Annotated in this window: 12 protein-coding genes; 8 read left to right on the top strand and 4 right to left on the bottom strand. The window is 66.0% G+C overall.

Going from position 1 to position 11411, the window contains the following annotated elements:
- Positions 1-213 precede the first annotated feature (213 nt).
- On the top strand, positions 214-1440 hold the full coding sequence (locus tag ACFWPK_RS07145; RefSeq protein WP_378913673.1) for a PucR family transcriptional regulator: 1227 nt from the start codon (positions 214-216) through the stop codon (positions 1438-1440).
- 53 nt (positions 1441-1493) lie between these two features.
- On the opposite strand, the gene ACFWPK_RS07140 is transcribed toward ACFWPK_RS07145, so the two are convergent.
- Complete coding sequence (locus tag ACFWPK_RS07140) at positions 1494-2891, bottom strand: FAD-binding oxidoreductase (RefSeq protein WP_378913672.1); 1398 nt, start codon at positions 2889-2891, stop codon at positions 1494-1496.
- A 389-nt stretch (positions 2892-3280) separates the two neighbouring features.
- Between ACFWPK_RS07140 and ACFWPK_RS07135 the strand changes: the two genes are divergently transcribed.
- The 3 genes from ACFWPK_RS07135 to ACFWPK_RS07125 are packed head-to-tail and all read left to right on the top strand — an operon-like array spanning position 3281 to position 5407.
- Positions 3281-3775 carry a nuclear transport factor 2 family protein gene (locus ACFWPK_RS07135; protein WP_378913671.1) on the top strand — a complete coding sequence of 165 codons (495 nt, stop codon included), beginning with the start codon at positions 3281-3283 and terminating at the stop codon, positions 3773-3775.
- An 8-nt stretch (positions 3776-3783) separates the two neighbouring features.
- Positions 3784-4614 (top strand): SDR family NAD(P)-dependent oxidoreductase, encoded by an 831-nt coding sequence (locus tag ACFWPK_RS07130; RefSeq protein WP_378913670.1) that lies wholly within the window; start codon positions 3784-3786, stop codon positions 4612-4614.
- A gap of 31 nt (positions 4615-4645) precedes the next feature.
- Positions 4646-5407, top strand: coding sequence for a glucose 1-dehydrogenase (locus ACFWPK_RS07125; RefSeq protein ID WP_378913747.1), 762 nt, complete (start codon positions 4646-4648; stop codon positions 5405-5407).
- A 110-nt stretch (positions 5408-5517) separates the two neighbouring features.
- Here ACFWPK_RS07125 and ACFWPK_RS07120 read toward each other — a convergent pair whose 3' ends face one another.
- Entirely contained in the window at positions 5518-6594 is a 1077-nt protein-coding gene (locus tag ACFWPK_RS07120) for an alcohol dehydrogenase catalytic domain-containing protein (RefSeq protein WP_378913669.1), read from the bottom strand.
- A gap of 2 nt (positions 6595-6596) precedes the next feature.
- Positions 6597-7781, bottom strand: a complete 1185-nt coding sequence (locus tag ACFWPK_RS07115) for an LLM class flavin-dependent oxidoreductase (RefSeq protein ID WP_378913668.1) — start codon at positions 7779-7781, stop codon at positions 6597-6599.
- Positions 7782-8014: 233 nt separating this feature from the next.
- Here ACFWPK_RS07115 and ACFWPK_RS07110 point away from each other — a divergent pair, with 233 nt between their 5' ends.
- From ACFWPK_RS07110 to ACFWPK_RS07100, 3 genes are all read left to right on the top strand, one after another.
- Positions 8015-8335 (top strand): hypothetical protein, encoded by a 321-nt coding sequence (locus ACFWPK_RS07110; RefSeq protein ID WP_378913667.1) that lies wholly within the window; start codon positions 8015-8017, stop codon positions 8333-8335.
- Positions 8332-8994, top strand: a complete 663-nt coding sequence (locus ACFWPK_RS07105; RefSeq protein ID WP_378913666.1) for a TetR/AcrR family transcriptional regulator — start codon at positions 8332-8334, stop codon at positions 8992-8994. Before ACFWPK_RS07110 ends, ACFWPK_RS07105 begins: the two co-directional genes overlap by 4 nt.
- 125 nt (positions 8995-9119) lie before the next feature.
- Positions 9120-9506: a hypothetical protein gene (locus tag ACFWPK_RS07100; protein WP_378913665.1), complete on the top strand. Its 387-nt coding sequence runs from the start codon at positions 9120-9122 to the stop codon at positions 9504-9506.
- Here ACFWPK_RS07100 and ACFWPK_RS07095 read toward each other — a convergent pair.
- A complete protein-coding gene (locus ACFWPK_RS07095; protein WP_378913664.1) occupies positions 9481-10056 on the bottom strand; it encodes a CGNR zinc finger domain-containing protein in 576 nt (191 codons plus the stop codon). The genes ACFWPK_RS07100 and ACFWPK_RS07095 overlap by 26 nt on opposite strands.
- A 101-nt stretch (positions 10057-10157) precedes the next feature.
- Here ACFWPK_RS07095 and ACFWPK_RS07090 point away from each other — a divergent pair, with 101 nt between their 5' ends.
- A complete protein-coding gene (locus ACFWPK_RS07090; RefSeq protein WP_378913663.1) occupies positions 10158-11357 on the top strand; it encodes an epoxide hydrolase family protein in 1200 nt (399 codons plus the stop codon).
- The last annotated feature ends 54 nt before the right edge of the window (positions 11358-11411 follow it).

The raw sequence follows: 11411 nt of genomic DNA, 5'->3' as shown, positions 1-11411 counted from the left end.
CGAACCCTGTCGGATTCGGCCTACCGGGGCGGACCAGTGTCGAACAAGCAAGAAGGAGTCGATATCGGGGCGTTCGGCGACCATGACACCACATGTCACGCTGTCACGACCACATGACCGGTTTGTTTACCGACGCCCAGACCGAATCGATCAGAAATTTGTGCTGATGGCACAATCATCCCGACGGTTTTTGTTCAACGAATGGAAGCGGCCGTGGCAGCGTACGGATCTCTGGTGTGGGTGGGACAGGCCCTCGGTCCTCGTGTCGACGCCATCACCGACGACCTCATCCGGGTGACCGAGCAGATGATCCCGCTCAACGACGTCGCCGCCGACCTGGCCGAGATGCGGGCCGCCAGCATCGCGGAGAACATCGCCGCCGTGCAGTACGTCCTGGCGAACAGTATCGACCCGGCAACCGTCGGCCCGCCCGCCGGTGCTGCCGCCTACGCCCAGCGCCTGGCCAGGCGCGGTGTACCGCTGACGATTCTGCTGCGCGCCTACGGGCTGGGGCAGTACCGGGTCCTCGACGCGGCGATCGGGCTGATCCTCGCCGTTCCGGGCCCTGACCAACCCGCCCGGATCGCGGAGCTGCTCAAATTCGCGGGGACCTACCTGGATCGGCTCAATTCGTCGATGGGCCGGATCTACGAGGCGGAACGGGATCGCTGGCTCAGCCGTCGACAAGCCGCTCGACAGCAGTGGATCGCCCGTCTGCTCGACAACGACGATGTCGACGTCGCGGCGGCCGAGGAAGTGCTCGGCTATCGACTCGACCAGCGCCACCACGCGGCCGAGGTGTGGTCGACGGTCACCGGCACGGACGCTGTGCGCGCGCTCGAGCAGGCACGACAGCTGCTGTCCACGGCGATGCGGACCGGTGGCACCGAATTGGTCGCGGCGTCCGGGGACCGCGCCATGTGTATCTGGTTCCCGGTCCAGGGGCCGTGCGTGCTCGGCGAACTCACCGAACAGGTCGAGGCCTCCGGCCTGCCGATCCGCGTCGCTCTCGGCCCGGTCGGCGACGGGCTGCCCGGGTTCCGTCGCTCGGCCCGCAGTGCGGCACGAGCGAAGTCGCTGGTCATTTCGGCCGGGGAGACCGCACCCACGGTCATCGACTACGACACGATCGCACCCTTCGCGCTGTTGTCCGACGACCCGGACGAACTGGCCGGCCTCGTCCACCGCGTTCTCGGCCCGCTGGCAGGCGATGGTGCCAAGGTGGAGCTACTGAGGAACACCCTCGACGTGTTCCTCGCCGAAGGCGCCAGCTACTCACGCACCGCCCGCGTCCTCGACGTCCACCGCAACACCGTCCAATACCGCATCCAACAGGTCACCGGCCGCTACGGCATCGCGGTCGACACAGACACCTTCGAACTTCGCTTCGCCTTGGGCGTCTGCCGCTGGTACCGCCACATCCTGACTCGGACAATCTGAGTCCAGGCGGTTTGTGCGTGCCGCACAGCCGGTCCAGGGACGAATCCCGGGAATCAGGACGATCGAGCAGGCTTGACGTTGGCGTTGCGGTGGAACACGTTGGCGGGGTCGTACCGGTACTTGATGTCGGCGAGCCGCTCGTACTTGGCGCCGTAGGCGGCTCGGACGCGGTCGTCGTCGGTCTCCGCCATGAAATTCACGTAGCCGGCTGAGTTCGACGCCAAGGGACGCAGCGCCTCCCAGGTCTCACGGACCCAGGTCCGGTCGATCGAGAGCGTGTCGTTGTCCGGAGCGGCAGCCACGATATTGCACACATAGTGCCGAGTGCGCGCACCGCCGAACGACGTCTCGTCCTCACCGACCGCCGTGAACGCGCCGTCGAGGATGAAGATCGGCATGAACGACATGGGCGAGGTCTTCTTGCCTGCATGCTCGGTGATCACCGCGATCACCTCGTCGGAGAGTTCGGTGATATCGAGGGCCTTCTCATAGCCGCGGATGCCCCATGGCGCGGAATCGTCGAGTAGTTGCTGCAAACCGGCGTAGGGCAGCGGGGACACGAATTCGAACAGCGGCTGAAGCAAGTCCCGGATCGGCGCGACCATGGCGGCATGCTCGGCCGCAGTGCCGTATCCGGCGACGATCAGGGCATACCCGGGGGCGAAATGATATTGCTCGGGAACGAACGGGGCAGGCGGCGCGGACATCCCGGCACCGATCACGGCTCCTGCTCGGGCGGGCAGTGTGGGAAGGAATTCCCGGGCCAGACGAAGCGCGGCCGACCCGTTGTCCATGGACCAGAAGAACAGTCCGACATGCACTTCGGGCCCGAGTCGCTGAGTGCGGTATTCGAATTCGGTGACCACGCCGAAATTGCCGCCGCCCCCGCGCAGCGCCCAGAACAGGTCGGGATGCTCGTCAGCGGACGCGCGCACGATGCTGCTGTCGGCCAGGACGACCTCGGCCGAGACCAGGTTGTCGATCGCGAGCCCCATCAGGTGGGTCAGCCAGCCCATCCCGCCGCCGAGCGTGAGGCCACCGACCCCGGTGTGGCTGATGACGCCGCCGGTCACGGCGACCCCGTACGCCTGGTTCGCCGCGTCCATGTCGGCCATCGTCGCGCCGCCACCAACGCGCACCCGCCGGGCCTCCGGATCGACGACCACCTGATTCATTCGAGCGAGGTTGATCATCATGCCGGCCTCGCCTGCGGAGGCTCCGCTGAACGAATGTCCACCGCCGCGGACCGATATCTCGAGCGCCTGTTCCTGGGCGAACGTCACCGCCGCGGCGACGTCGGCGGCGGACAGGCACTCGACGATGACCGCGGGTCGTCTGTCGATCTCACCGTTCCAGAGGGTGCGTGCCTCGTCGTAGCCCGGATCGCCGGGGACGAGGACCCGGCCATCGGTCGCGGAATTCAAGGAATCGAAGCTCACTGTTTGTGTCATGCCATTCTCCATCTATCAGACCGGTTTGTGGCGAGGACTACGAGGTTCAATTCGCTGACTGTCTGATGGCCCGTCGCCTGCAACGAAAATGCGCGTCCGGGATTTCGACGCTGGGAGACGATTCCAGTCTGAACCGTGTCAATTGGATCGGCAACGAGTATCGGACTACCCGTATTACCGGGACCGGGAACAGATACAAGAAGCATTTTCTCGGTCTCTCGGACAACGTGAGCTTCCCGCTGGCGTTCCCGATCAGCGGGAAGCCGGACACGCGATGACCTCGTCCCGGTCGTACGGTGGCGGCCGCGGGACGTAGGAGAGGAAGTGGACGCTCACCGGCCATTTCGAGCTCCTTCACGTCTGATCTGTCGAGTCGACCAAGGAGCTTCATGTCCGCAACACCGCACCCCGACGACTTGACGAGGTACCTCGCGCGGTCGGCGGCGATCGAGTCGATCACCGCGCTCAAGCACCGCTATTTCCGTGCCTGCGACGCCAAAGACCCGGTCGGGTTCCGTGACTGTTTCGTCGCGGTCGGCTCGGCACTGGACTACGGCGAGCTCGGTGCGATGGATGCCGACGGCATGGCGGCGGTCTTCGCGTCGATCGCGTTGCAGCAGGTGGACGGCAAGCACGCGATTCTCGACATGCATCACGGTGTGCACCCCGACATCACCGTGCGCGAGGACGGCACCGCGAGCGGCCGGTGGACGCTGCGCTTTCGTCAGGTCAACCTGATCGAGCGCACCGAAACCGTCTCCACCGGCGAGTACACCGACGAATACCGGGTGCAGGACGGTCGCTGGAAGATCGCGACGTGCACATTCCACCAGTTGTGGGCGATCACCCGCCCGCTCGATGACGCCACCCGGATCGCACAGTAGGAGTGAGCATGTCGAAGATCGCTCTGGTGACCGGCGCGAGCCGTGGCGTCGGCAAGGGAATCGCGCTGGCGCTCGGCGCCGCCGACTGGACGGTGTATCTGACCGGCCGCGGCACCGCGGGTGACGGCGGACCACTGGAGGTCGCCGCCGCCGAGGTGAGCGCTCGCGGCGGCACCGGCATCGCCGTGCACTGCGACCATCGCGACGACGCGCAGATCGCCTCGGTGTTCGCCCGCATCGCCGCCGAGCGCGACGGGCTCGACCTGCTGGTCAACAACGTCTGGGCCAATCCCGACGGGTTCGCCGGTTTCAGTGATCCGTTCTGGCGGCGGCCCGTCACCGACTGGGACACGCTGATCGGGGTCGGCCTGCGGGCCCACTACGTGGCCTCGGTCGAGGCGGCGCGGCTCATGGTGCCGCGCGGCAGTGGCGTGATCGCCAACATCTCCTCGTTCGGCACCCGCGGATACCTGCACTCGGTGCTGTACGGGATGTCCAAGGCTGGGCTGGACAAGATGGCGGCCGACATGGCCGTGGAACTGCGCGGCACCGGTGTGAGTTCGCTGTCGCTGTGGCCCGGGATCGTACGCACCGAGCAGGTGCTGGCGATGGGTGTCGAGGACATCGAGGGGTTTCCGATCGCGGGTGCGGAGACACCGGAATTCGTCGGCCGGGTCGTGCTCGCCCTGGCCACCGATCCCGAAGTCGGCGCGCGCAGCGGCAGCACGGTGATCACCGCGGAGGCGGCCCTCGAGTACGGGATCACCGATCTCGATGGTGGACAGCCGGTGTCGCATCGCGCGGCATTCGGTGGCGGCGCGATCTTCGGCGTCCGATGAGTAAGCGTTGATGAGCAAGGAGGAATCTGTGATGGACCTTTCGGGAAAAGTTGTGCTGGTTACCGGTGGTGCGCGTGGGCTGGGAGCGGCCTTCGCTCGCGGGATCGTCGCCGCGGGCGGCAGTGTCGTGATCGGTGACCTCCTCGAGGAGGATGGTGCCGCGGTCGCGGATGAGCTGGGGGCGCGCGCTCGGTTCGTGCCTCTCGATGTCACCGATCCCGCGGCGTGGCAGCGCGCGGTCGACACCGCAGTCGGCGCCTTCGGGTCGTTGACCGGCCTGGTCAACAATGCCGGGGTGACCGCATCGGGTGTGCCGCTGGTGGAGGAGCCGCTCGAGACTTTCCAGCGGGTGATCCAGGTGAATCTGGTGTCGGTGAACATCGGCATCCACGCGGTGGTGCCCGCGCTGCGGGCGGCGGGCGGTGGATCCATCGTCAACATCTCCTCGGCTGCCGGGCTGGTCGGTCTGGCACACACCGGTGCCTACGGTGCCGCCAAGTGGGGCGTGCGCGGGCTCACCAAGGTGGCGGCGGTCGAGCTCGCGCGCGACCGGATCCGGGTGAACTCGGTGCATCCCGGCATGGTGCTCACCCCGATGACCGCGCCGACCGGTATCAGCCTGGCGGAGGGCGGCTTTCCGAACGCGCCGCTGGCCAGGGTGGGCCGCCCCGAGGAACTCGCCGGTGCGGTGACGTATCTGCTCAGCGATGCCGCGTCGTACACGACCGGCGCCGAGATCGCCGTGGACGGCGGCTGGACCGCGGGACCACCGGTCGTCGACCTGAACGGCTGAGTCGCTGTGGCCGTGGCTCCCGGTGTGTGGGAGCCACGGACGTAGCGAAAGAAGTCGCGGCGCAAGCCTCCCGCATGAACGCAGCCGACTCGTCGTGCCGGCCGATGGAGTCAGTCCGCGGCGAGGCCGGGTCGAACGATGATCTTCACGTGTTCCTGCGGGGTCCGCAGGGCCGTGAAAGCGTCAGCGACACCGTCGAGGTCGACGCGGCCGGTGATAATCGCTTCCGCGTCGATCGACCCGGCGGCCAGTCGCCGCAGCGTGATGTCATAGGCGTCCTGGTAGGACCCGTGACCGAAATTGATGGCGATGCGCCGGAATTGGGGAACGACCGGGGTGATGGATTCGGCCGTGAACCCGGCGGCGAGCACCTGGATACGCGAATTGAACGGCATCTGATGGGTGAGCTCGTTCAGGATCCCTGCGCGCCCACTGCATTCGTAGGCGATGAGGATTCCGTTCGCGGCCGCGCCGACGACGGAGTTACCGTCGGCGATCAGGGCGTTCCACACCTCGATGGGGTTGCGCTCGGTGGGGTCGACGACGATGTCGGCGCCCATGCGCGCGGCCAGTTCCCGGCGTCGAGGCGAGGGCTCGGAGGCGATCACCATCTTCGCGCCGGCGGACTTGGCCGCGACGACAGCGCCCAGACCGATGGTGCCACAACCGATGACCAGCGCGGAGTCCGCGGCGGTGAGCCCCGACTGCTGGACATGCATCTCACCCACGTGCAGGGGTTCGGCGAGGGTGGCATGGTCCAGCCGCAGGTCGTCGGGGACTTTGCGCACCCAGAAGGCATCGACGACGATCGCCTCGCCGAACGCCCCGTGATAGGTGTTCGAGTACCCGATGATGGTGGGGATGCCGGTGGTCGCATCGGTGGCCAGGCCGATGCCCGCCACCCTGTCGCCCACCGCGAAATCCGTGACGCCGGTGCCGAGTTCGGTGATCACCCCGGCGTACTCGTGCCCGAGCACCACCGGTCGTTCGGCGTCGAACGAGGCCAGCGGGTAGCCGCCTGCCTGCGCGACATCGACGAACCGGCAAGCATCCTTGGACACGGACAGGTCGCTGCCGCAGATTCCGCAGGCGGCCACCGCGATTCGAACTTGGCCGGGACCGGTCTCTGGCAGGTCGGGCACATCGCCGACGGTGAATTCTCCGTCGAGGAATCGCACGGCGCGCATGCTCACGCTCCTGTCACGGCGTCGGAGCCGTAGTAGTCGGTGTTGGCCTTGGTGATCGCGGTGACCAGCTGCCCGATCAGCAGATCGCGGTGGTCCTCGGCGAACTGGAGGCTGGCCGCGCGTCCGGCATTGCGATTCTTGAAATGCGGGACGACCTCGGCGGCGAACAGTTCGTAGCTGCGTTTGGTGTCTTCCCAATCGGCCATGTCCACGTGCAGTACCAACAACGTGCCGAAACCGCCGGTCTTGTCGATCAACCGCTGGATCTGCGCGATGGCCTCGTCCGGTGTGCCGATGACGGCCTGCCCGAATTCACCGAGCGTGTCGTTGCGCCACTGCTCGACGATGCCGTGGGAAGTGTCCGCCCAGTCCGGGCGCTGCCCGGTCTGCCGGTTGACGTAGGCCGCCATGGACCCGATGCGCCGCGATACCGCACGCTCGGCCTCGGCGCGCGATTCGGCCAGGAACATCGGGGTGACCAGTCGCCAGTTCGCGCGATCGGCGAGATGGCCGTGCTCGGCACAGGTCTTCTCGTAGACGCCCCAATTGCGGTCCAGCGCTGCGAAACCGGTGGGTGAACCCGCCGCCAGCGACAGCAGCGACAGTCCGTGCGTGCCCGCAAGTACCGATCCGTTCGGTGAGATGGTGGAGGCGGTGGCCACCTCGATGCCTGCCGGGTCGTAGGTGGGCAGTTGGGCCCGCGCGTCGCGCAGCGTGAACCAGTCGGTCCGCATGTCGACCACGTCACCGCGGAGCAGCCGCAGGATCGCTTCCAGGGCTTCGCCTTGGCGACGCCGCTGGTCAGAGGGATTGATGCCCATCATGTGGGCGTCGAGGGGGATCTTGCCCGGCCCGGTGCCGAAGATGACCCGGCCGCGGGTCTGCAGGTCGAGTTGGGTGATGCGGTCGACGGTGACCAGCGGGTGATGGTAGGGCAGCGACACCACGCCGGTGCCGAATCGGATGCGGTGGGTGCGTTCGGCGGCCGCGGCGATGAACAGGTCTGGAGCGGGCACGATCTCGGCGCCGGTGGAATGGTGTTCACCCATCCACGCCTCGTCGAAACCGAGATGGTCGAGGTGCTCCATCAGGTCGATGTCGCGCCGCAGCTGGAGGGCTGGGTCGGCGTCGAGTGGGTGATAGGGGGCCAGGAAAGCGCCGAATCTGATCGAACTCGGTCTCCACATGGTGGGTCTCCTCATCGAAACGGTGCGGTGAGCTCGGCTCACGGCGTCGTCTCAGCTTCGACATGGATCAATTGATCCAGAAGTGGTCGTCCCGTTCAGCGGGAGATCCTGCGATTCGCCGAAGAGATATCCGTTCTGACCGTTGACACCGGCGGGACCAGACCTTGATGATTGGATCATCTGATCCAAGTTTCCGGCGGTCGCAGACGTCGATTCCCGAGGAGTTCCCCACCATGTTTCTCGATATCGATCCACGGAGGGAACCACCCGTCACGCTGGCCGAGTCCGCGGACTTCGCCTCGCTGTCGGTGCTCGTCCGTGCGACACCGGAGGCAGTTCGGCTACAGGATGTGCTCAGCGGCTGGGGAGAGTTCGACGGGACTTACGTGTGGCTGAGCACACAGCGCTTGGAAGACGAACTCGGCGACCACTTCGGCTCCGACCTGACATGGCGGGAGCGATTCACCGACATGCTCGACTTCGCTCTGGCCGAGGGCTGGTTCGACGAGTCCGGTCTGAGCGTGCGCGCGCACTGCCGGTGGCAGCCGCAATGACAGAGATGGTCGACGCGAATCCGGCAACCCCTGCCGCCAATCGCCAGGGAAACGCGACCCGCACCCGTTTGGTGAAGACCGCCGAACGACTCTTCGCGACGCACGGCGTCGACGCTGTCTCGGTCCGTGCGGTCAACGCCGCCGCCGGGCTGGGGCCCGCATCGGTCAACTACCACTTCGGCACGAAGGACGACCTGCTGGCCGCGGTGCTGCTCGACCTCGGAGCCGGTGTGCGCGACCGTATTCGCGCCAATGTGAACGCGCTGGCCGACCGCGAGCACGCGCCGACCGTCGACGAGCTCGTCGACGCGGTCACCGTCCCGTATCGGGAACTGTTGTCGCGCCATCGCACTCGCGGCATGCGCTGGATCAATATCGTCGCCCAGATATCGGCCCAGAACCATCCCGCGCTCGCTGCCGCCGAACAGGACCTACGCTCGGTCCTGCTGCAGCAGGTCCGCCGCACATTTCCCGACACCGACCAGACTCGGCTCGAACAGCGCTGGGCGATCGCGCTCATGGTCTTCCTCCAGGCACTGAGCAGAGCGGAGGAATGGAATCACCGGCGCGGCGCGATCCCCAGCGCCGACGACCTGGTCCGCTTCTTCGACGACCAGGTCATCTACCTGGCAGGCGGCCTGATCCGCCTGCTGACCTGACCCCGATTCGATCGGGCGGAAATCGCCTCTGGCGCTGGCAGTCTCGGCCACCGACGTCCATGATGGTGGAGAAGGGGAGTTCACGCGCGGGGCGGGATTCACCACCAGTGAGGTGAAGGTAGAACATGAACAACAAGCTCATCGCTGCGGCCGCGGCTCTGTCGGCGGGTGTCATCGCGGTCACCGGGTGTTCGAGTGACGCCGACGTGGTGTCCAAGAACCTGTCCAAGGAGTCGGACCAGTTCAAGATCGACCGTCGCGTGGTGTTCTTCAACGGAATCACCGACAAGTATCTGCTGTCCATCAAAGGCAAGTGCTCGATCAAGGACGAGAACAACCAGCTCGAGGTGACGTGCAAGACCGGTGACGACGAATACAAGAAGCACTTCCTCGGCCTCTCGGACAACGTGAGCTACTTCGTCGAACAGCTAGAGGCCGCCGAGGTGAGCCGTTACCACTACAAGGTGATCTTCAAGCCCGAGACCATCATTCGCGACGTCGACCGTCCCTGAGCTGGTTGGCGTTGAAGCGCGCCTTCTTCTGACGATTCCCGCACGTATTCATGTCGCACCATTTGCGGGTGCGGCTCTGGCTGGTGTCGAAGAAGGCGGCTCGGCACGTCGGCGACGCGCACAGGGCCAATTTGCCGTCGCGTTCGCCCGCGATGATGCTGATCGCGTCGGCGGCGATGACGCCCAGCGCATCTTCTACGCACGAAGCCGAACTGAGTCGCCATTGCCGAGCGCTCTCGAGCGTCAGGACTGCCGCCGCCCGACCCTGAATACTGCGGTCGTTGATGACTTCGACAGCAGACGCGGGAGGAGTGTCTCCGATCGCGGTCGCTGTCGCGGCGGCGTGAATTGATTCCCTCAGTTCCCGAGCGAGTTCGAGCTGGGCGGGGGTGCAGGAGTCCACGGCAAGGCCGCTCACTGCCAGCCAGTCGACGAGTCGCTGCGGCGTGGGAATGCGCTCGACCGCGTCGCCATGACGCTCCGTCAGTGTCGCCGTGAAGCTGGTCGCCAACACATTACCGAGGCGAAAATCAGGGAACTCGGAGCGCATGGAACCACCTTAGCCGGTTGCGCGCAGGCATCGACGACTGTTAGAACCGTCTAAGCCGGTTCGTCAGTTCCTAGCCGGTTCCGCGATGGCCAGGAGGTCTCATGAACCGTCCAACCAGCGACGTTCACGCATTCGAAGCCCACGCAACCGACGCCGACCTCGACGATCTGCAGGCGCGACTAGCCGCCGCACGACTACCGGAAGCCGAGACGGTCTACCGCGCCGCGCCCGACCCTCACCGATGGGAACAGGGCGTTCCCCTCGCCGACCTCGTCGATGTCGTGCACTACTGGCGTACCGAGTACAACTGGCGGTCGTTCGAAGAGCGCCTCGACCAGATCGGCCAGTTCCGTACGACCATCGATGATCTGGGAATCCACTTCCTGCACCGCCGATCCGCGCGTGCGAACGCCACACCGCTGATCTTGACGCACGGCTGGCCGGGCAGCATTGCCGAGTTCATCGATGTAGTCGACGAGCTGGCCGATCCGAAAGACGCGGACGCGCCGGCGTTCCACGTCGTAGTCCCGTCGCTGCCAGGCTTCGGTTACAGCGACAAGCCGGCCACCACCGGGTGGGGAACCGAAAAGATCGCGGCCGCATGGGTGGAACTGATGAGAAGGCTCGGCTACCGCAGGTTCGCAGCCCACGGCGGCGACTGGGGAGGCAATATCACCACGGTTCTCGCCGGCCGGTTCCCGGCGCACGTTCTCGGCATTCACACAACGTTCGCGGAGGCACCGCCCGGGCTGACAACGGACGGCCTGACGGCGGTCGAGCGCCGGTGGACCGAGGAAACCCGCGATTTCTGGCACCACCGCGCGGCATACGCCAAGCAGCAGGCAACCCGACCGCAGACCATCGGCTACTCGCTCGTCGACTCACCGGTCGGGCTTCTCGCCTGGATCCTGGACAAGTTCGCTGACTGGACAGATACCGAAGACAGCCCGTTCGAGACGATTTCCATCGACCGGGTTCTCGACGACGTCACCCTGTACTGGTTGACGCGGACCGGCGCATCGGCGGCCCGCATCTACTACGAAAGCCACAACTCCCTCGATCCCGAACTTCGGGTCGATGTCCCGTCGGCGATCACGATGTATCCCCGCGACATCGAGAAGTGCCCGCGCCCCTGGGCACAGGAGCGGTACCGGCAGATCGTCCGATGGAGTTCGCCGGAAGCCGGGGGGCATTTCCCGTCGCTGGAGGTTCCCGAGTATTTCGTCAAGGACCTACAAGAGGGCCTCGCGGCAGTGCTGGCCGCTGATGTCGGTTCGCCCTCGGCGACACAGCCGATGTAATAGGGTTCTCGTTCTCGCCGATGGTAACGGTGAGATAGCTGATTGTGCGAGCTG

This window comes from Nocardia sp. NPDC058519 (assembly GCF_042719755.1).
Classification (GTDB): domain Bacteria; phylum Actinomycetota; class Actinomycetes; order Mycobacteriales; family Mycobacteriaceae; genus Nocardia.
The sequence above is the reverse complement of the archived record's forward strand: the minus strand, read 5'-3'. Positions and strand labels throughout refer to the sequence as shown.